17 protein-coding genes and 1 pseudogene are annotated in these 19,986 nt (G+C 60.7%); 11 read left to right on the top strand and 7 right to left on the bottom strand.

Annotated features, from left to right (window positions below; all coding sequences use genetic code 11):
* Positions 1 to 43: 43 nt before the first annotated feature.
* Together queA and BLW03_RS18165 are read left to right on the top strand one after the other, a co-directional pair.
* Positions 44 to 1,174: a tRNA preQ1(34) S-adenosylmethionine ribosyltransferase-isomerase QueA gene (queA, locus tag BLW03_RS18170; protein WP_074655412.1), complete on the top strand. Its 1,131-nt coding sequence runs from the start codon at positions 44 to 46 to the stop codon at positions 1,172 to 1,174.
* 198 nt (positions 1,175 to 1,372) lie between these two features.
* Positions 1,373 to 2,998: a S53 family peptidase gene (locus BLW03_RS18165; protein ID WP_074655411.1), complete on the top strand. Its 1,626-nt coding sequence runs from the start codon at positions 1,373 to 1,375 to the stop codon at positions 2,996 to 2,998.
* A gap of 56 nt (positions 2,999 to 3,054) precedes the next feature.
* Here the strand turns inward: BLW03_RS18165 and BLW03_RS18160 are convergent, their stop codons facing one another.
* A complete protein-coding gene (locus tag BLW03_RS18160; protein ID WP_074655410.1) occupies positions 3,055 to 3,423 on the bottom strand; it encodes a nuclear transport factor 2 family protein in 369 nt (122 codons plus the stop codon).
* A 132-nt stretch (positions 3,424 to 3,555) separates the two neighbouring features.
* On the opposite strand from BLW03_RS18160, the gene polA reads away from it, so the two are divergent.
* The 4 genes and pseudogenes from polA (at position 3,556) to BLW03_RS18135 (ending at position 8,816) form a co-directional block, all read left to right on the top strand.
* Positions 3,556 to 6,369, top strand: a complete 2,814-nt coding sequence (gene polA / locus BLW03_RS18155; protein WP_074655409.1) for a DNA polymerase I — start codon at positions 3,556 to 3,558, stop codon at positions 6,367 to 6,369.
* 48 nt (positions 6,370 to 6,417) lie between these two features.
* A pseudogene (locus BLW03_RS21375) lies at positions 6,418 to 7,067 on the top strand (DUF5343 domain-containing protein).
* Positions 7,060 to 7,638, top strand: a complete 579-nt coding sequence (locus BLW03_RS18145) for a Swt1 family HEPN domain-containing protein (RefSeq protein ID WP_074655407.1) — start codon at positions 7,060 to 7,062, stop codon at positions 7,636 to 7,638. Before BLW03_RS21375 ends, BLW03_RS18145 begins: the two are co-directional and overlap by 8 nt.
* A gap of 473 nt (positions 7,639 to 8,111) precedes the next feature.
* Positions 8,112 to 8,816, top strand: a complete 705-nt coding sequence (locus BLW03_RS18135; protein ID WP_074655405.1) for a MarC family protein — start codon at positions 8,112 to 8,114, stop codon at positions 8,814 to 8,816.
* A gap of 240 nt (positions 8,817 to 9,056) precedes the next feature.
* Here the strand turns inward: BLW03_RS18135 and BLW03_RS18130 are convergent, their stop codons facing one another.
* On the bottom strand, positions 9,057 to 9,650 hold the full coding sequence (locus BLW03_RS18130) for an RNA polymerase sigma factor (protein ID WP_074655404.1): 594 nt from the start codon (positions 9,648 to 9,650) through the stop codon (positions 9,057 to 9,059).
* A gap of 97 nt (positions 9,651 to 9,747) precedes the next feature.
* A complete protein-coding gene (locus BLW03_RS18125; protein WP_139285250.1) occupies positions 9,748 to 10,107 on the bottom strand; it encodes a hypothetical protein in 360 nt (119 codons plus the stop codon).
* Positions 10,108 to 10,555: 448 nt separating this feature from the next.
* Here BLW03_RS18125 and hxlB point away from each other — a divergent pair, with 448 nt between their 5' ends.
* The 4 genes from hxlB (at position 10,556) to glgX (ending at position 14,939) form a co-directional block, all read left to right on the top strand.
* A complete protein-coding gene (hxlB, locus tag BLW03_RS18120; RefSeq protein ID WP_074655402.1) occupies positions 10,556 to 11,137 on the top strand; it encodes a 6-phospho-3-hexuloisomerase in 582 nt (193 codons plus the stop codon).
* 69 nt (positions 11,138 to 11,206) lie between these two features.
* Positions 11,207 to 11,839: a 3-hexulose-6-phosphate synthase gene (gene hxlA / locus BLW03_RS18115; RefSeq protein WP_074655401.1), complete on the top strand. Its 633-nt coding sequence runs from the start codon at positions 11,207 to 11,209 to the stop codon at positions 11,837 to 11,839.
* A gap of 408 nt (positions 11,840 to 12,247) precedes the next feature.
* Positions 12,248 to 12,691 carry a low affinity iron permease family protein gene (locus tag BLW03_RS18110; RefSeq protein WP_244502151.1) on the top strand — a complete coding sequence of 148 codons (444 nt, stop codon included), beginning with the start codon at positions 12,248 to 12,250 and terminating at the stop codon, positions 12,689 to 12,691.
* A 64-nt stretch (positions 12,692 to 12,755) separates the two neighbouring features.
* A complete protein-coding gene (gene glgX / locus BLW03_RS18105) occupies positions 12,756 to 14,939 on the top strand; it encodes a glycogen debranching protein GlgX (protein ID WP_083350632.1) in 2,184 nt (727 codons plus the stop codon).
* Positions 14,940 to 14,948: 9 nt separating this feature from the next.
* On the opposite strand, the gene BLW03_RS18100 is transcribed toward glgX, so the two are convergent.
* The 4 genes from BLW03_RS18100 to BLW03_RS18085 form a co-directional block, all read right to left on the bottom strand.
* The gene (locus BLW03_RS18100; protein WP_074655399.1) at positions 14,949 to 15,485 is read right to left on the bottom strand and encodes a 3-hydroxyacyl-CoA dehydrogenase NAD-binding domain-containing protein; all 537 of its coding nucleotides are present in this window, start codon (positions 15,483 to 15,485) and stop codon (positions 14,949 to 14,951) included.
* Positions 15,486 to 15,668 carry a hypothetical protein gene (locus tag BLW03_RS18095; protein WP_074655398.1) on the bottom strand — a complete coding sequence of 61 codons (183 nt, stop codon included), beginning with the start codon at positions 15,666 to 15,668 and terminating at the stop codon, positions 15,486 to 15,488.
* A 95-nt stretch (positions 15,669 to 15,763) separates the two neighbouring features.
* On the bottom strand, positions 15,764 to 17,035 hold the full coding sequence (locus BLW03_RS18090) for an HlyD family secretion protein (RefSeq protein ID WP_074656135.1): 1,272 nt from the start codon (positions 17,033 to 17,035) through the stop codon (positions 15,764 to 15,766).
* Positions 17,036 to 17,037: 2 nt separating this feature from the next.
* Positions 17,038 to 18,615, bottom strand: a complete 1,578-nt coding sequence (locus BLW03_RS18085; RefSeq protein ID WP_083350631.1) for a TolC family protein — start codon at positions 18,613 to 18,615, stop codon at positions 17,038 to 17,040.
* A 259-nt stretch (positions 18,616 to 18,874) separates the two neighbouring features.
* Between BLW03_RS18085 and BLW03_RS18080 the strand changes: the two genes are divergently transcribed.
* Entirely contained in the window at positions 18,875 to 19,966 is a 1,092-nt protein-coding gene (locus BLW03_RS18080) for a Gfo/Idh/MocA family oxidoreductase (protein ID WP_083350767.1), read from the top strand.
* Positions 19,967 to 19,986 lie beyond the last annotated feature (20 nt).

The following is a 19,986-nucleotide window of genomic DNA, read 5'->3' as shown; positions in this document are numbered from 1 at the left end:
TGACTCACTGAGCCGAAGAACGCGAGCTACTTACAATGAGACTGTGCGCGTAACTGACTTCGACTTCGACCTTCCCCCGGAACTCATCGCGCAACACCCACCGGCGGAACGCGGCGACTCTCGCATGATGACGGTGGACCGCACCTCCGGTGCACTCGCCGACCGGCACTTCCGCGATTTCCCCTCCATGCTGCGGCCCGGCGATCTGCTGGTGATGAATGACAGCCGCGTGATTCCGGCACGGCTCTTTGCACGACGAGCGGGCCTGCGCACCCAGCACAACTCCCCCGCGCCCACAGGCCACGTCGAAGTTTTGCTGACCCAGCCACTCGGCGAAGGCCGCTGGCGTGCCCTGGTGAAACCCGGTCGCAAAGTCCCCGTCGGCGAACGTCTCCTCTTTGAGCAAGCCAGCGAATCGGGTGCTCCACATCTTGCCTCTGAGACGCAGGACCGACAGCCTGCGGCCCACCTGGAAGCCGACGTCATCGAAGCCGGCGACTTCGGCGAACGAACCCTCCAGTTCGCACCCGCAGCCGACTTCTTCGGCACACTTGATCGCCTCGGCCACATGCCGTTGCCGCCCTACATCCGCCGTAGCGACGACGAGCCGGAAGACCGCGATCGCTACCAGACGGTCTACGCCGGCGCCGACACCCACGGGTCCGCCGCAGCACCCACCGCCGGTCTGCACTTCACACCGGAGATCCTGCAGCAGATCAAGCAACGTGGCGTGGAGACGGCACACGTCACCCTCCACGTCGGTCTCGGCACCTTCCAGCCCGTGCGCGCGGATACTCTCGCAGACATCCGCCTGCATGAGGAGCACTACACGCTGCCCGGCGTCACCGCCGACGCGATCCTCCGCGCCAAAGCCGAAGGCAGGCGTATCGTCTCCGTCGGCACCACCACGACGCGAACGCTGGAACATGTGGCCGCGACGAACCAGGTCCACGCACACTCCGGCAGCACCAGCATCTTCCTGCAGCCAGGACACCGCTTCGCGCTGGTCGATGCCCTGCTCACGAACTTCCACCTGCCCAAGTCGACCCTGCTGATGCTGGTAAGCGCTTTCGCGGGAACAGGTGGCCGCGAGAAGGTTCTTGCCGCGTACGAACACGCCGTGCACAAGCACTATCGCTTCTTCTCCTACGGCGATTGCATGTTCCTAAGCTAGGCGCTTCTCGCAAGGACAGAAGCACGGGTGCTCGATTCTTTCGCGGCTTCATCGCGAAAGGGTGGACTAGTCGCGTACGCGCGAACTGCTCAGTCTGATGCGACACAAAGCGCCCCCTTCTCTCAGACAAGCTCGTCTTATCGCGCCGCCATCACATCAGGCAGGAAGACAAGGCATCTCAAAAAGCAGGAGCCTGCCATGTCCAAAACCACGAAGAGTGCCGCCCGCGTCCCCGCCCTCAACTACCTGACCGAAGCGCGAGTTCCCCTCCCCGGCAGCGACAGGACTCCCATGGCACCAACCGGGAAACGCCGCGCCGCGGTGCAGCCGAAGGTCGCGGCCGGCGCACGCAAGCGCATCAGCGTGTCCGTGATTGTGCACTGCGCGAAACCAATCCCGGCGTCCGCCGTCGCGGGCAAGCACCTCACCCGCGCACAGTTCAAAGCCGCACACGGAGCCGCCCCAGCCGCAGTCAAAGCCGTCACAGCCTTCGCAAAGGCCTACGGCCTCACGCCAAAGTCTGACCCCGCTCGCCGCACCATTCAACTCACGGGCACGGTCGCCGACATGCAGAAGGCCTTCGGCATCGCGCTGCACCAGCACACGGATGGTGAGACCACGTTTCGCATTCGCGAGGGTCAGATCACCCTGCCGCAGTCGCTGCTGCAGCATGTGCAGGCCGTCCTTGGACTCGACGATCGTCCGCAGGCATCGCCCCACTTTCGCGTGGCTCGGCCTCGCGCCGTATCCTCCTCTTTCACACCACCGCAACTGGCGAAGCTCTACAGCTTCCCCGCGGGAGCTTCCGCGGCAGGGCAGACCATCGCACTCATCGAGTTGGGTGGCGGCTACCGGACGGCAGACATCACGGCCTACTTCAAATCCATCGGCGTAGCCGCGCCGAAGGTGGTCGCAGTACCAGTTGACGGCGGAAAGAACTCCCCCAGCACCGCCGACGGTGCCGACGGTGAGGTCATGCTCGACATCGAAGTCGCCGCTGCCGTCGCGCCGGGCGCAAACATTGCCGTCTACTTTGCACCAAACACCGACCAGGGCTTCGTGGATGCCATTACGACCGCGACACATGACACCACCAACAAGCCGACGGTCATCTCCGTTAGCTGGGGTGGACCGGAATCGAGCTGGACCGCGCAGGCTCGCAACGCGCTGGACACCGCATGCAAAGCCGCAGCCGCTCTCGGCATTACCGTGACCGTCGCGGCCGGCGATAACGGCTCGGCGGACGGCGTAAGTGACGGCGCCAACCACGTCGACTTCCCCGCCAGCAGCCCCAACGTGCTGGCATGCGGCGGAACAAAGCTCGTCGCAGCGAACAACGCGATCACCTCCGAGGTCGTCTGGAACGAGACTGCCAACAACGAAGGTGCAACCGGCGGTGGCATCAGCACAGCCTTCCCGCAGCCCGCCTGGCAGGCAGGCATCGCTGCCACCAGGAAGGGACGCGGCGTGCCCGACGTGAGCGGCGACGCCGACCCTACGACCGGCTACCAGATCCGCGTCGACGGCCAGACCATGGTCATTGGCGGCACCAGCGCCGTCGCTCCGCTGTGGGCGGGCCTGATCGCCGTCTGCAACGCGAGGAACAAGTCCGCCGCAGGACTCATCCAGCCAAAGATCTACGCGGCGAAGGGCGCGAAGGCGTTTCGCGATATCACGCAGGGCAACAACGGAGCCTACAAAGCGGGAGCAGGATGGGACGCCTGCACCGGTCTCGGCTCGCCCATCGGCACAGCCATCGCCGCTCTGCTGGCATCAGGCGCGAATAAGAAATCAGCGAAGAAAAGCGCGAAGACAGGCAGGTAGAACAGCAAAGGGCCAGGCAGCAGACGCTGCCTGGCCCATTTGCCTGGCGAATACCACTACGGCTTCGGAGTGGAAGGCGCGAAGGTGATCAGAGCGGCGATCTTGCCCTCCGCGGAGATGCGAATCTGATCGTGCCCCTTCACCAGCTTTGTTCCATCCGACTGCACCAGCACCCATGTGAACAACGCAACGTCGTGATGAACGGAGCCATCCTCCACATCGAAACGCCCTCCCGGAAACTTCTCCTGGAATCCCTGCATATCCGCAATCGCGGCTTCGCGGCTGCCCTCTACCTGAGGAGTGAAGTAATGAAGATCGTCGGCAAGCACCTCGTCGGCAATCGCCGCACGCTCCTCCCGGGGGATTGCCGCCCAAGCCTGCACATACCGTTCGTACAAATTCCACGCTTCTTGCTTCGTTGCCATTGCAATGCTCCTGGACATCTCTGCCAGCGTAGAGACATCCTGCTGACACCGTACTGTCAGTAGTCTTCACAAATCGTCACAGCGGGCCCAATCAGCCCCATTCACAGCCGCAAAGCGAGATACTAGAAGTCCATGCCGACCGAACAAAAGCCGCCCGTATACCTGCTTGACACCATGGCCTTCGTCTTCCGCGCCTATCACGCCATGCAGCGGTCGCGGCCCATGTCCACGCGCACCGGCATCCCCACCGCGGCGACCTATGTCTTCATCAATATGATCAACAAGCTGCGGCAGGACTTCGCCCCGCACTACCTCGCAGCCATCTACGAGGGGGGCGCGCCCGTGCACCGCAACGAAGCCGCTGCGGCCATGAAGACCATCCGCAAGTTCAACATCAAGACCCAGCAGTTCGACGAGATCGACTACGCCGGTTACAAGGCCACCCGCAGCGAAACACCACCCGACCTGACGCAGCAGCAGCCCTACATCCGCCGCGCGCTTGAAGCCTTCGGCATCCCCATCCTTCACCATGAAGGCTTCGAAGCCGACGATGTGATCGGCACGCTCTCCTGCCGCCTCGCCGAGCAGGGGCACCACGTCTACATCGTCTCGTCCGACAAGGACATGATGCAGCTCGTGAACGAGAACGTCTCCATCCTGAACCCCACGAAGGACAACCTGATCCTCGACCCCGCGAAGGTCGAAGAGGTGCTCGGCGTTCCGCCCAGGCAGGTCATCGACGTCATGGCCCTGCGCGGCGACAGCATCGACAACATTCCCGGCGCGCCCGGCATCGGCGATAAGGGCTCCGTTGAACTCATTCAGCAATGGGGCTCGGTCGAAGCCGCGCTCGACGCCGCCCGCGACAACCCCGACAGCATCAAGGGCAAGCGGCAGCGCGAATCACTGCAGAACAACCGCGACACCGTCATGTTGTCCAAGGATCTCGTTACCATCCACTGCAATCTTCCCGTGGATTACTCCATCGAGGCCATGAGCACCGCAGGCGAAGCCAACCTCGCCGAGCTCCGCAGCCTCTACACCGAGCTGGAATTCACGACGCTGCTCAAGGACCTCCCCAGCCCCGAAGCCGCCCACGTCGACTACATCCTGAAGCCAACCGCCAGGGACATCACTGCGCTTCTCGCAGCAGCCAGTGGCGACACCGGCCTGACCCTCTTCTTCCCCGAAGACAAGCAAGCACTCGCCGAGGAGTCCGGCGCAGAAGCCGAGACCGATCCCGAAGCACCCGCGGAAGACCCCATCGCCACCAACATGGATCTCTTCGGCGCTCCCGCAGAAGAACCGCAGCCAAAGCCCTTCGCCGCGCCGCAGACTGAGCCGCTTCCCATCGGCATCACCGCCACCGCCGACACCGCCATGCTCCTCGACCTCCGCAGCGATCTCGCCGAGCCCATCCGCAAGGCCCTCGCCGACCCTGCCATCCCCAAGACCGTCCACGACCTCAAGGCAGTCCTCCGCACCTGCGAACTTGCCAACCTGCCCATCGCAGGCGTGCGCGACGACGTCATGCTCTACAGCTACCTCGTTAACCCCACGCACGGCTCGCACAAGCTCTCGGACGTCGCCGCTCGCTTCAACGACCGCGCACTCACCGTCGTCGAAAAGAAGCAGGTCGCACCTGATCACATCCTGCCCGAAGCTGCGGCAGCCGTCTTCCAACTCAAGCCCATCCTCAAGACACAAATTGCCGAAGGCGAGTTAGACAAGACTTACAACGAAATCGACTTACCGTTAGTCCCGGTGTTACTCCGCATGGAACAGGCCGGCGTCCGTATCGACAGCGACTTACTGCGCACGCAGAACTCGCGACTCGCCGTCATGATGGACGACTTGGCCAGCCGCATCCACGAGATGGCCGGCATGACCTTTAACATCAACTCGCCCAAGCAGCTCGGCGAAGTCCTCTTCGGCAAGATGGAACTGCCCAAGCCGATGAAGTACGGCAAGGGCAAAGTCGTCTCCACCGCGCAGGATGTGCTCGAAGAGCTCGCCGAACACCACGAAGCGCCGCGCCTCGTCCTCGAGTACCGCCAGCTCGCCAAGCTCCGCAGCAACTACACCGAGCAGCTGCCGCAACTCGCCGATAGCGAAGGCCGCGTCCATACGACGTTCAATCAGGTGGGCACCGCCACCGGCCGCCTCTCCTCCACGCAGCCCAACCTGCAGAACATCCCCGTCCGCACCGAGCTTGGCCGCGAGATCCGCGCCGCCTTCATCGCGGCACCCGGCAACGTCATCCTCTCCGCCGACTACTCGCAGATCGAGCTGCGCCTCATGGCGCATTTCTCGCAGGACCCGCTGCTCCTCCACGCCTACCGCAACGACATCGACATCCACACACTCACCGCCAGCGAGGTCTTCGGCGTCGACCCCGTCACCATGTCGAAAGAAACTCGCGCCCGCGCCAAGGCCGTCAACTTCGGCATCGTCTACGGCATCTCGCCTTTTGGGCTCGCCGCACAACTTGGCATCGATCAAAAGGAAGCACGCACTTACATCGAGACTTACTTCGACCGCTACAAGGGCGTGCAGAACTTTATCAACGAGACACTCGCGACCGTTCGCGAAACGGGCAAAGTAACCACACTCTTCGGCCGCAGCCGCCCCATCCCCGACATCCAGTCCCGCAACCCCAACATGCGAGGCTTCGCCGAACGCACCGCCGTCAACACCCCGCTGCAAGGCACCGCCGCCGACATGATCAAGGTCGCCATGCTCCGCATCGACCAGGCCCTGCGCGACCAGAAACTAGCCACCCGCATGACCCTCCAGGTCCACGACGAACTCCTCTTCGACGCCCCCGAAGCAGAAGCCGCGACCGTAACCGCCCTCGTAAAACACGAAATGGAGAGCGTCCTATCGCTCTCCATCCCAATCGTCGCTGAAGTGGGCAAAGGCCCCAACTGGCGCGACGCTAAATAAAGGCTATGCATGTGACTAGTGCGTTGATAAGCTGCGCTCGAGGATTAAATGCCACTCCCGAGCTCCTATCTCATAACGACGAAGAACTTAGAGGAATTCCTTAACGCTTTAAAAAGTGCCAAGGCTCCTGAGCGTGTGAACAGTACCTTTCTTAAGAATCTCGAGTTCAACAGTTCAAACGACCGATTATTTATAGGCCTTTTGAAGGCACTGGGTCTGATTGACGATTCAGGTGTTCCGACCAAGAGATACTTCGAATTCTTGGACCAAAGCCGATCGGGAGAGATATTGGCCGAGGGCCTTCGAGAACCTATGGAGAACTCTTTGCGGTCAATACAAAGGCCCACGAACTCTCCGCGGATGAACTCAAGAATAAGTTCCGGACACTTACGCAAGGTCAATATTCGGACAATGTACTCGGCCTCATGGCGAAGACCTTCAAGTCTGTAGCCGACCTCGCGTCTTGGGAACCGATAGCTACACCGCCTCCACTTGCTACCGCACCGGTCGAGCATGCGCAAGACGTCACCGAAAAGGAGAAGCCCGCAATTGCAGCGAAGAGTAACTCTTCGCCACAGCTGAATCTTCGAGAACTTCACTACAACATTCAGGTGGTCCTACCCGATACTAGAGATCCAGCGGTGTTCGACGCAATCTTCGAGAGTCTCCGAAAGCACTTGGTCAGTTCCAATGGATGACCAGCTTTACGCATTTGCATTCCGCGGCTTGCTTACTGAGCAAGCACTCGATGGCACGCAAAGAGAGCTTAGGTCCGCACGCTCTCCTAATCTCGATCAAGGCGTGGCACGAAGCGTCGCACTGGAAACACTAGATCCCGAATTTGTTTTGCGAGCTCGCCGGATGGCGACTGCTTATACGGCGATCGCAGCGTTCGAAAACGGAGTTCGAGAGTTCGTTTTGAAGAGACTTCTTGAATCCGATGGAGAGAATTGGTGGCAGAATTGCGTCAGCGAGCGCATCCGTAAGAAAGCTGAGAGCAGGCGCGAGGAAGAGGCGAAAGTCCGTTGGCATACTCCACGTGGGGATCAACTCCTGAACTACACGGAGTTTGGAGACCTCACCGCGATAATCTCGCAAAATTGGGAAAAGTTTGAGGTTCATCTTCGTGAGATAGATTGGGTGCGGCACATCATCAGCACGTTAGAGCGGTCCCGAAACGTCATCATGCATAGCGGTGAACTCGCAAACGCGGACCTCGAAAGGGTCGGGTCCGTGATCCGCGATTGGATCAAGCAAGTAGGTGCCTAAATGTGGCCGATCTATCTTGTGTTTCGCATGGGAATTCGCGCGAAGCGCAGACCGTGGGGCAATGCTTCAGCCGCCGAGTGAAACGGCCGGTCAGAACCAGTGTGAGTGCATAAGCTCAAGGAATTCAGCGGTGATCGGACACCCCGAAGCAGACCCAATCACCGAATCCACTGGACACTTCGCGCAGATCGCTGTCTGCCCATCATCGATCCACTCGACAATCTGAGTGGGCGGGTAGATCGAAAGGCAATAGAAGCAGCCACAAACTTCCGACCGCTCCAACTCAGCACGATGATGCCTAGAGTGCTTGTGAGCCGTCGTGGTATTGAGATACGGTATTGACGTTTCCGGCATGGCAACAACTTACCATCGCTGCCAATCTGGGTGCCTCACAACCGGGTTCCCATCCTGCAAAGCGGATGGACGGGCACTACATCGCGAAAGCGGTACGATCATACCCGAGGGAAAGATCCTTGCCCGTCTGGAATTCATTTCTCATAGCCTTCACGGCCCTGCTACCCCTGATCAACCCACTCGGCTCATCCCTGGTCTTCCTCGGGTTGGTCGGGCAGGTGCCGTCGGGCGTCTATCGCGCGCTCGCCCGCAAGATCGCTATCAACAACATCATCTTCCTCTGCATCTTTGAACTGCTTGGCTCGGCGATTCTGCACTTCTTCGGCATCTCGCTGCCCATCGTTCAGGTCTCCGGAGGCCTTGTGATCGCGGCGATTGGCTGGGGAGTCCTCAATGCGAAGGACTCACAGGCGCTGGCCGACACCAAAAAGGAAGAAGCCCAACTGGGAAGCGAACAAGCCCTGCGGGGCTCGGACTACGCGCTCGTCAATCTGCAGGAGAAGGCCTTCTATCCCTTCACCTTTCCCGTCACCTCAGGCCCGGGCACGCTCGTCGTGCTGCTCACATTGAGCGCACGCTTCTCCGGCGACCACGGCACCGCTGCCCTGCTCGCTCATCTCGGACTCTTCCTCGCCATCCTCGTTCTCAGCGCCGCCGTCTACTTCTGTTACGCCTACGCAGCCCGCATCACCAAGGCGATCCCACCTGCAACCGCGCACGGCATCATGCGCGTCATGGGCTTCATCCTGCTCTGCATCGGCGTGCAGATCTCATGGAACGGCATCGCCTTCCTGCTCCGGTCAGTCTTCCATCCGCATCCGTAGTTCCCTTGCGAGCGCTTATGAGCGATGTGTCCGGGTTTCCACGCACATCTTGTCGCGGGCCTTTCAGCCCGCTAATCGGGATTTGTTGGTACGGCCCCAGGGCTTCGCCCTGGGCTGGGAAGTCGCGGACCTTCAGTCCGCCTGGATGCCGGGTGCCCCATGCCTACGCAAAGCGGATGAGGGGGGCCTTCGCGCAAAGCGCGAATAACGGCTGAAGACCCCAACATCCCGGCCGCCCTCTCAAATCAACATCCGCCGTCGGGCCACACTCTTCCGCAAAGCCTTACACCCACGCGACAAATGCCAGTTCACCGACGACCGCGTCGTCCCGCTGCTCAGCGCAACCTCTTCCAGACTCAGGTCCTGCCCGAACCGCAGCATCACGATGGTTCGCGTAGGCTGCGGCAATCGCGCCATCCGCTCCTGCAACCGCCGCACACTCTGCTCGCGGATCACATGCTGCTCCGGCGTCACCTGCCCCACGGATAACTGCCACTCGGCATCCGCCATCAGCAACGGGTCCGCATCCATCGACAGGCACGTCTGCCGCCGCTTCCGCACTTCGGTCAGCGCCTTGTTCATCACAATCGTCGTCAGCCACGTCTTCAGCGACGACTGCTGGCGAAACGATGCCCACCCCGTCCACGCCGACAGGTAGGCCGCCTGCACCGCATCCTCGGCGTCCTCCGCATGGCGCAGGATCGAGAACGCTACTCGATTCAGATAGTTCCGATGTTCCACCATCGCGTCCAGCAAATCCGCGCGATCATTCGCCGCGCTCGCCGTCCTCGGCGCGCGATATCCATTCGTCATCCCAACAGGATTCGTCTGCATAGATGTAGTTCCTCGGCGGCTCATCGCCGCTGTCTTGCGGAGCGGGCGCTCCGCGGGTCACGCATGCCCTGGCACCAAAGTGGGCCGAAGCAGATCGCTACCGAACGAGGATGTTTGCAGGAGGTGGACGGAACATGTATGGCATCAGCCAGAGGCTGCTGTCACTCGTCGTCGCCACCACGACAACGGCGTCTGAGGGCGCGTGCGGTCGCGCCGGCACCAGCGAGAGCAGCATCGCCAGCATTGGAGCGGCCTTCGCCTGCTCCACCTTGATCTCGGCACGAACCGACTGCCGCCGCAGCGACTGCTGCGCGGATGCAGCACGAGCCTCAGCCCGCGCCGGCAGATGATCGGGAATGTTGCCAGGGCACGAGAACCCACTCAGGAAGAGGCCGAACAGCAACAGACCCGCCGCAAGAAACCAACGGCCCATCGATCGATGTTGTGTCTTCTGCATCGCGCCTCTCTACCAAGAGTGTAGCCGCTCTCACTTATAGACGAATAAGTCGTAAAGAAGCACCAGTTCCGAGGCCGAGATGCCCGGTGCTCAACGACGGGGGGATGTCCAAGTGCTCCTTCATGCGCGAAGCGGTGAGCGGGTATCCGTGCGAAACGCCAACCGTCCCTCAGTGGCTAAAGCCGGGGTCGTTTATGTATCCGTAATGGCAGGGCTAAAGCCCCGCCCCTCCGAAGCGCTTCGCTCGCTCACCCGCGAAAACCCACTCACCCGCTTCGCGTGTGAATGGGGCACCCAGTTCGGTGCCTGTCTCGTCACTGTTGTTCAACAGTCGAGAGAGCGACCATCTTTCGGAGGGACAGGGCTTAGCCCTGTCATAACTCTTTCAACAAAGCTTCGGCTTCAGCCGCTGAGGGACTGATACCCCGCGGTAGCGCATCCAATACCCATGCCTCACCAAGCCCTACCCCAGATCGAAGACATCACCACCGCTCGCAACCTTCTCGTCCACGAACTCCAGACCACCCTCGACGCCGTAGACCCCACCCAGCTTCAGACCGCGGCAAAGCTGATCCTGACCAGCCCGCGCATCTTCCTCTTCGGCGCCGGTCGCAGCGGACTCTCGTTGAAGATGGTTGCCATGCGCCTGATGCACCTGGGCCTGCAGGCCTACGTTGCGGGTGAAACCACCACGCCCTCCATCACCGCAGGCGATCTTCTTGTCGTCGCCTCTGCTTCCGGCACGACGACATCGGTAATGAATGCAGTCGAAGTGGCGAAGAAGAACAACGCACGCATGCTCGCCATCACCACGGCGCCGGCGTCAAAGCTTGGCCAGCTTGCCGATGCCATTATCCTGCTGCCCGCCGCGTCGAAATCCGACACAGGCGAGCGCGCTTCACAGCAGTACGCCGGTTCCCTCTTTGAGCAGGCCGTCCTGCTGGTGATGGACACGCTCTTCCACGCGCTGTGGAAGTCCGGCACGCAGAGCTCGGAGGAGCTGCTGAAGCGCCACGCCAACCTTGAGTAACGGATCGCAGCGCACCGGAAAAGAGTCCGGTGCAACCCCCGCTCATCTAATTCGAAGGAGAACTATTTCATGAAGCTGCAGGTAGCAATCGATCTTCTGTCCACGAAGGACGCCCTCACGTTGTTGGAGAAGGTCGCGGAGCACGTCGACATCATTGAGCTGGGTACGCCGCTCATCAAGCAGGAGGGTCTCGCCGTCGTCACCGCCGTCAAGGCTGCCTACCCCAACAAGATCGTCTTCGCGGACATGAAGACAATGGACGCAGGCGCACTGGAAGCCGACATGGCCTTCAAGGCAGGCGCAGACCTGGTCAGCGTTCTGGCAGCAGCGGGCGACAGCACCATCTCCGGCGCGGTCGACTCCGCGAAGAAGCACAACAAGGGCATCGTAGCGGACGTTATCGGCGTTCTCGACAAGGCAACACGCGTCAAGCAGCTCAAGGCTCTGGGCGTTCAGTCCGTGGAGCTGCATGCAGGTCTCGATGAGCAGGCAGAGGCCGGCTACTCCATCAGCAAGCTGCTGGAAGCGGGCCGCGGCGCCGACATCCCGTTTGCCGTTGCCGGTGGCGTGAATCTGGACCGCATCAGCGAAGTAGAAGCGGCGGGCGCATCGGTCGCCGTTGCAGGTGCTGCCATCTACGGCGCGTCCGATCCAGCCGCAGCCGCAAAGGCCCTGCGCGCGAAGATCAAGAACCTCGGCTAAACCAAGAGGAAAGCAGAGACGAGGTGGCCGGGATTCTCCGGCCACCTCATTCTTTTCGCGCGCGCAAATCGTGTCAAGCCCCTCAGCACCTAAAGCACTCATTCCACAAGACATAGAGTTGGCCGGTTTCCCGTCTCAAATCGCTACAATTGAAGTAGGGGAATTAACGGGATAGTCCTCCTGCAGCTAAGTCCTTTCGAATCTAATTTTTGCCTGTAAGTCCTTTGAAATCTGATTTTTGCAAAAACGGGAATCGTCAACTTGCTTGTTTTCTAATATTTACGGGAAACAGACGGGGGGGGTGGTGCAGATGGAGCAATCGTCTTCCAGGCGTCACCGAGCAGTCTACTGTCGAGCAGAGCGCATCCATGCAGAGGGCAGGCTGCGCTGAGCTGCGAGGTGTGACTGGTGCCGACTGAAGACGTTCCCGTAGAAGTACGCATGCGCACCACGAATGACTGGTTCGGCCGTTTCGCTGCATCGTCCTCCGGCTGGCTTGGCTCGAAATGGGCCTTTTGCGCCGCCGTTCTGCTGATTGTGGTCTGGGCAGCAACGGGACCGCTCTTCCACTACTCCCAGTCATGGCAGCTGGTGATCAACACTGGCACGACGATCGTCACGTTCCTGATGGTCTTCCTGATTCAGAACACGCAGAACCGCGATGCGCGTGCGATCAACCTGAAGCTGGATGAGTTGATCCGTTCCAGCAAACGCGCTCGCAATCAGATGATCGACATTGAGAACCTGAGCGACCTGGAGCTCGATGCGTTGCACGCCGGCTACGAAGCTGTGCGAGCAGAATGCGACGAACCCCAGAAGCCCGCGGCAGAAGTCACACAGCTTCCGCTGTAGCGTCCGTCGGCAGACAGACGGACAAGGAAGCGCACACTTCCCTGCCCGATCCGCATAAACTGGGATGACGTCACGAAAGGCCGTGCGGCAGTCGCCGAACGTGCAGAGGAAACAGACCGTTTTGACCCAGACATCACGCTACAGAATCAGCGAAGGCTCACCAAACCCTCGCGGTGCAACCTGGGACGGCAGCGGTACGAACTTCTCCCTGTTCAGCGACAACGCCAAGCGCGTTGAGCTGTGCCTGTTCGATGAGTCGGGCGAGAACGAGGTGGAACGCATCATGCTGCCGGAATACACCGACGGCATCTGGCATGTATACGTCGAGGGACTGGCTCCCGGCACGGCGTACGGCTATCGCGTCTACGGTCCTTATGAGCCCGCCCAGGGTCATCGCTTCAACCCGAACAAGCTGCTGCTGGATCCGTACGCAACGGCTCACATCGGGAGCCTGAAGTGGGGACCTGAAATCTTCGGGTACATCGTCGAGACGGGCGATGACACCACCTTCGACACGCGTGACAGCGCCACCTGCATGCCAAAGTGCCTGGTCACCGACCCGAACTTCGCGTGGCATGACAGCATCAGCACACCACGGACGTGCCGCGTCGCGTGGGATGCCACCGTGCTGTATGAGCTGCATACGAAGGGTTACACCAAGCTGCATCCGGATCTGCCAGAGAATCTGCGCGGCACGTATGCAGGCCTGGGATCGAAGCCGGTCGTGGACTATATCGAGTCGCTCGGCGTGACGTCGATTGAACTGCTGCCCATTCAGACCTTCATGGATGAGTCGCACCTGCATGACATGAACCTGACGAACTTCTGGGGCTACAACACCATCGGGTTCTTCGCGCCGGATCCTCGCTATGCCGCCGATCCAAAGCGTGCCTTGCAGGAGTTCAAGACCATGGTGGCGCAGTATCACGAGCGCTGCCTCGAAGTGGTGATGGACGTGGTCTACAACCACACCGCGGAAGGTAACGAACGCGGTCCGACGTTGTCCTTCAAGGGAATTGATAACGCCAGTTACTATCGCCTGCATGCCGAGAATCGTCGCTACTACGTGAATGACACGGGCACCGGCAACACGGTGAATGTGAATCATCCACGCGTACTGCAAATGGTCTGCGACAGCCTGCGCTACTGGGTACAGGAAACGCATGTCGATGGTTTCCGCTTCGACCTTGGGACGATCCTGGCACGCGAGCCGGATGGCTTCGACAAAGGTAGCGGCTTCCTGAAAGTCGTCATGCAGGATCCGGTTCTGAGCCGCGTGAAGCTGATCGCTGAGCCATGGGACATTGGTCCTGGAGGCTATCGTGTAGGCGAGTTTCCACCCGGATGGATGGAGTGGAACGACACCTTCCGCGATCGCTCGCGAGGCTTCTGGATCGGTCGCGACAGCAGCACAGAGCTGGCAAAAGCACTGACCGGCTCGCCCGAGATCTTCGACCACCACGGCCGGCGACCGTGGACCAGCGTCAACTTCATTACGGCGCATGATGGCTTCACCATGAATGACCTTGTCAGCTACAACGACAAGCACAATCTCGAGAATGGCGAAGACAATCGCGACGGCAGCAACGACAACCGTTCATGGAACTGCGGCGTAGAAGGACCAACGGACGACAGCAAGATCAACACCCTGCGCAACCGGCAGATGCGAAACCTCATGGCGACCCTGCTGCTCTCGCACGGCACACCGATGATGCTGGGTGGAGACGAGTTCGCGCGGACGCAACGCGGCAATAATAACGCCTACTGCCAGGACAACGACATCAGCTGGGTGGACTGGAGCAAGCGTGAGACGAATGCTGCGATGCTTGCCTTCACGAAGAAGCTGCTGGCATTGCGGTTTCGCTATCCCGTGCTCCGCGGCAGTCGCTACCTGCACGACGAAGTGGACACCGAGTCGGGCATTCGTGAGCTGTGCTGGTTTCTGCCGGATGCTACCGAGACGCAGCGGAGCGGATGGAACGGCGATGCACCGCGGTGCTTTGGCATGATGATCGACGGCGAAGCACGTCCGTCGGGGCTCGCCGAGCGAGGCCACACAGAATCACTCTTCCTGGCGGTGAATGACTTCCATGAGGACGTTCCGTTCACGCTGCCGAAGAATGGCGCGTGGCAACTGCTCCTCGATACCGATCGGGATGTCATGGAAGAAAGCCCGGAAGCCCAGGAGACTTACACCGTGAAAGCGCAGTCGCTGGCGCTGTTCGTCAAGGACGCCACGGCTTCCTGAACCGGCTAGTTACAGCGTGATCGGTGCTTCGTCCCGCACTTCTACGGCGGCGCCACAGGAGCGAGCAAACGCTTCCACCAGTGCCATGGTCTCGTCGGATGTCTTGATGCCGCGACGAACGGTAATTGTCTCGTCGAACACAAGGCCAACGCAGCGATCAGCACGATACGTGCAATTCGCCAGATCGGTCACGTTGAGCGCGCGTGTCTGGATGCAGAGCACCGTCTTCGGCGGAGCCATGCGGTCGACCATGCAGACGATCTCAAGCTTTGACTCGAGTTCATCCGGCACGAAGTCGATCGCGATGTCGGCTTCGCGCACGGCATCTTCGACCGTGGTGACAGTCTCAAGCGTGCCTGGCATGCCTGCGATCGGTATCTCGTCGAGCGCCTCGCGCAGCTTGGCCGGCATGACGTCTTCCAGCACCACACGATGTCCCGCACGAATCGCCGCGGCAGCAAGCGAACGGCCCGCCTTGCCCGCGCCAATCAGCGCGAGCGTCAGCGGGCCCTTCTTACCTTCGAAAGGTGGGGTTACAGACGTCAACTACTTCGCCTCGATCGCCGAGACGACCGAAGCGTAGCTGGGTTCGGCCTTGGAGATGTGCTCGGCAACGCGGGCGCGCTCTTCCGGCGTAAGCGACGGCAGAACGGCGTGGATGCGCCGCAGCGTCACAGAAATGTCGTCGACGTAGTTCATGGTGCGAATTGCTTCTCCGGACAGCGGCATGCGGCAAAACTCCTTCGTTCCAGTCAGTGTAGTCGATTCGGCGCGAACAAAGAGGCACGGCCGAAGCCGTGCCTCTTTCTCACCGCAACTATGGGCTACTTGATGTCCACATCCGGCACGACGGAGTAGCCAGGACGCAACAGGTGATCGTCATTCTCGCCCTTATCGATGTCGATACGGACCGGGATGCGCTGCACCACCTTGACATAGTTACCGGTAGCGTTTTCCGGTGGGAAGAGCGACAGGCGCGAGCCCGTTGCGCCACCGACCTGAGTCAGGTGACCGTGATACTTCCGGCCGCCCAGAGCGTCGACGGTGAAGTTGACGACCTGTCCAACTTTCATCTTTTCCAACTGCGTTTCCTTGAAGTTCGCGGTCACCCAGAGGTTATCCAGCGGAATGATCGTGAGCATGTTCTGGCCGATGGAGATATTCTGGCCAACCGCAACGTTCTTCCGGTTGATGATGCCGCTGGTCGGTGCCGTGATGTGGCAGTAGCTCAGGTTCAGCTTCGCCTGGTCCACCTTTGCCTGCGCCGTCATGATGTCCGCATTCGCTGCCTGCGCACGTGCCTGCTGTACCTGCACCTGCTTGGGACCGTTCTCACGGGCCTGCTGCGCATCGCTGCGGGAGCTTGCCAGCTTGGACTGTGCCTGCGCGACGCCTGCCTGCTGAGCGATCACGTTCTGCTGCGCCTCAAGCAGTGCCGCGTTCGTCGCGGACGCTTGCGCTACAGCCTGATCGAACTGCTGCTTGCTGATGACATCCTTGGCGACGAGCGGCGTGTAGCGCTCCACGTCAAGCTGAGCCTTGAGAGCGTTCGCCTTTGCCTGCTCCACGCGAGCCTGCGCTGCCGACACATTCTTCTGCTGTTGTGCGACGGCTGCTTCGGCGGTTGCAACGTCTGAGCCTGAAGTGCTGACCTGCGTCCGAGTCTGCACGCTGGTGATCGGCACGTTCGCGTTAGCCTGGGTGAAGCTTGCCTTGGCATTCGCAAGCTGTGCTTCTGCCTGCTCCAGTGCGACCTGGTAGTCGCGCGGGTCAATCTCGGCAATCGGGTCGCCGATGTTGACCTTCTGGTTGTCAGTAACGTTCACTTTGATGACCTGGCCGCTGACACGCGCTGACACCTGGTACAGATCGCCGTCGATCTGCGCGTCGTCCGTATCTTCTGTGAAGGTCGAGCGCCAATAGAAGAATCCGGCTGTCAGCACCAGCAGAATGACCACCGCAATAATGATGAACTTGCGACGAGCTTTTGCGGGAGCACTCTCCGTCACCTCAGGCTTGTTGTCCTGAGCCGGCGGAGCTGCCTGATTGTTGTCCTGCTGCTGAGTACCAGCTTGTTGCTGATCGGAATCTGCCACGATCACTTTCCTCCGAGTTGAAGAGCCTGTTTATAGTTCGTGCCGGCATAGCCGACCGCGCGCGCCAGCGAAAGTTTCGCCACATTGTGCTGGTAGAGCGCGCTGATGTATTGATCATTCGCCTGCTGCGTCTGCGACTGTGCGTCGGACACGGCAAGATTGTCTGCGACACCCGCGCGAAAGCGCTGCTGCGCCTCGCTCAACGCTTCGTTCGCAAGATCGACGTTGGACTTGGTAGCTTCTACAAGCTTTGCAGCGGCCTCAATATCCAGCAGGGCATCGCGAACGTCCGCGTTGATCTGCTGCACCTGGTCGCTGTAACGAGCTTTCTGCTGCTGCAGGCTCGCATCCGCCACGGCAATGTCGCCGCGCGTCTTGGCAATCTGCAAAATCGGCGCGGAGACCTCGCCCGTCGCAGTGTAGGTTCCGTGCGAGTGGCCTGGAGTTGTGCCCAGATCGCCAAAGTCGCCGGTCACGTTCACCGTCGGATAGTACTCAGCCCTGGCCGCGGACTTCTGCGACTCAGCACCCTTGACACGCTCTTCCGCACCGGCAAGATCCTTACGGTTCTTCATGGCGTCGGCAAAAGCCTGGTCAGGTGTGGTGGGTGTCGCGGCCGTATACGGCGAGGCATCCGACACGTGGAATTTCTGGTCCAGCGGCAGACCAATCGCCCGCGCCAAGGCAAGCTTGTCCTTTTCCAGTTGATTCTTAGCCTGGATCAGCTGCTGATCGGTGTTCTGGAAGTCGACTTGAGCGCGCAGCACATCCAGCTTGGGGCTGGTACCGGCATCGTGGTTTGCGGTTGCCTGATCAAGCGAAACCTTTGCATTCGCCTTCTCCGCCTCTACTGCCTCGATGCGCGATGCGTCGGCGATGCACAACAGATACGCGTTCCCGACGGTCAAAACCACCAGGTTGCGCGCATCCTCTGCTGAAAGCTTGGCCCCCTGGAAATTGTGCTTCGCAGCCAGATAGCTCTGAATACTGTTGATGTTCAACAGTGACTGCGAAAGATACGCGCGGAAGTCGAAGACCTGGAAGGGACCAACAATCTGCGGGACACCCGGGAAGGTGAGGCCGTAAGCCGCCAAGTTCACCTGCTGCACCGTGTAGGTCGCCGAGCCAGTGATCGTGGGCAGCAAAGCCTGCAACTGCTGCAGACGTGTGCCCGACGCGTTCTGCACCGCCGAACCCTGCAAGATGATGCCAAGGTTGTTACGGAACCCGCGCTGAATGGCATCGTCCAGAGTCAGCTCCAGGATGCCGTCAGTCGCCTTGCCCTGAATCAGCGAGCCCTTGTAGTCATTCTGGCTAACGCCGTTCACGCCACCCTGAGACTGCCCGCCGCCGGGGATTGACTGCAGGGTCTGTTGTGCTGCCTGCACCGTCGCCGGGCCACTCGCTGCGTGGCCGCCAGCCGAAGAACCCTGGCCGTTGCTGCCCTGCGATGTCGCCTGCGCGCCCGCTGCCAGCGGAAGGATTGCTGCAAGAACCGCCGTCGCCCACCGCCCCGGGCGCGGGGAACAGCTCCATGCTCGATCGTGTTGCGTCATACGCTCCATTACTGCTGTGCTCACTCGACCTCCGCCACTGACTCGACGGTCAGTGCGCTCGGAGTGGCAAATCATCAGCGTTGCCTATCTGATGCGGCCTACCCGCGCCTTCGATGCAGAAAATGTTCATGTTGCGACGCAGGGGGACGATTTGGCAGTCCTCACAGTGTGCAACACATCTGGTGCAAGCGGTAGATGCCCCTGTCGCGAATCATTCACACGCTGGATCGCTCGTCGTTCTATCCTGTTTGTTCGCACGCCCTACCGGGCACCGGGAGATCACTTGCGCCGCATTCGCACTGGAGTCGTTGGTTACGGCCTGGCGGGCCGCGTCTTTCACGCGCCCTTTGTCTCGGCAGTTCCGTCGCTGGAACTGACCGCCATCGTCCAGCGGACGGGCGAGACGGCGAAACAGGCTTACCCCCACGCCGCGCAGCTGCGCAGCTTCGAAGAACTTCTGGCCAGCGATGTAGAACTGGTCGTCATCGGGACGCCCAACCCGACACACTATCCGTTCACTAAGCAGGCTTTGCTGGCCGGCAAGCACGTCGTCTGCGACAAGCCGATGACGACTACACTAGCGCAGGCTGAGGAGCTGGAAAAGATCGCCCGCGAGAAGGGCGTTCTCCTCTTCCCTTTCCATAATCGTCGCTGGGACGGCGACTTCCAGACGCTCCGCAAGCTGTTGCAGGAAGGCAAAGTAGGCCGTGCGGTCACACTCGAGTCACGCTTCGACCGATATCGCCCCGATCCGAAACCGGGAGCCTGGCGGGAGGAGGAAGAAGGCGGAGGCCAGCTCTACGACATCGGGCCGCACCTGATCGATCAGGCCCTTACCCTCTTCGGTCATCCGTCGACGATCACCGCGAACATCCGCCATGACCGAAATGTCGGGAAGGTGCCAGACGCCTTCGACTTAATTCTCGTCTTTCCAACGGGTCGGGATCGCACCATGACCGTTCGGCTGGGTACAACGGTTCTGGCCGCTGAAGGCGGTCCCCGCTACCGTCTGAACGGTACGGGCGGTAGCTATGTGAAGTATGGTCTGGATCCACAGGAGCCAACAATCCTGGCCGGAATGTTGCCCCCATCGCTCGACTCGTCGTCTCCCTGGCTAGCCGAAGCGGAAGATCGATGGGGCACACTGACGACCGCTACCGACACCACCAAGCCCACAGAATTAGTAACGGAGAAAGTGCCGACCATTCCCGGGGACTATCGAGGCTTCTATCAGAATGTGGCCGACTCGATCCTCGGCACGGCAGAGCCCGCGGTCACGGCTCGTTGTGCCATCCGCGTTGCCCGCATGATCGAGCTTGCCATGGAAAGCCAGCGCACCGGCACTACCGTCCGCGTGGACAGCACCGGCTGGTAACAAACAGATTCAACAGAAGA

The organism is Terriglobus roseus, from assembly GCF_900105625.1.
Lineage (GTDB): Bacteria > Acidobacteriota > Terriglobia > Terriglobales > Acidobacteriaceae > Terriglobus > Terriglobus roseus_B.
This window is presented reverse-complemented; position numbering and strand designations above follow the sequence as displayed.

Bases quoted from the DNA above. Each gene is read 5' to 3' on its own strand.
- glgX (WP_083350632.1), top strand. From the start codon at position 12,756: ATGACGTCACGAAAGGCCGTGCGGCAGTCGCCGAACGTGCAGAGGAAA.
- polA (WP_074655409.1), top strand. From the start codon at position 3,556: ATGCCGACCGAACAAAAGCCGCCCGTATACCTGCTTGACACCATGGCC.
- BLW03_RS18095 (WP_074655398.1), bottom strand. From the start codon at position 15,668: ATGCCGCTGTCCGGAGAAGCAATTCGCACCATGAACTACGTCGACGAC.
- BLW03_RS18130 (WP_074655404.1), bottom strand. From the start codon at position 9,650: ATGCAGACGAATCCTGTTGGGATGACGAATGGATATCGCGCGCCGAGG.
- BLW03_RS18125 (WP_139285250.1), bottom strand. From the start codon at position 10,107: ATGCAGAAGACACAACATCGATCGATGGGCCGTTGGTTTCTTGCGGCG.
- hxlA (WP_074655401.1), top strand. From the start codon at position 11,207: ATGAAGCTGCAGGTAGCAATCGATCTTCTGTCCACGAAGGACGCCCTC.
- hxlB (WP_074655402.1), top strand. From the start codon at position 10,556: ATGCCTCACCAAGCCCTACCCCAGATCGAAGACATCACCACCGCTCGC.
- BLW03_RS18165 (WP_074655411.1), top strand. From the start codon at position 1,373: ATGTCCAAAACCACGAAGAGTGCCGCCCGCGTCCCCGCCCTCAACTAC.
- BLW03_RS18160 (WP_074655410.1), bottom strand. From the start codon at position 3,423: ATGGCAACGAAGCAAGAAGCGTGGAATTTGTACGAACGGTATGTGCAG.
- BLW03_RS18145 (WP_074655407.1), top strand. From the start codon at position 7,060: ATGGATGACCAGCTTTACGCATTTGCATTCCGCGGCTTGCTTACTGAG.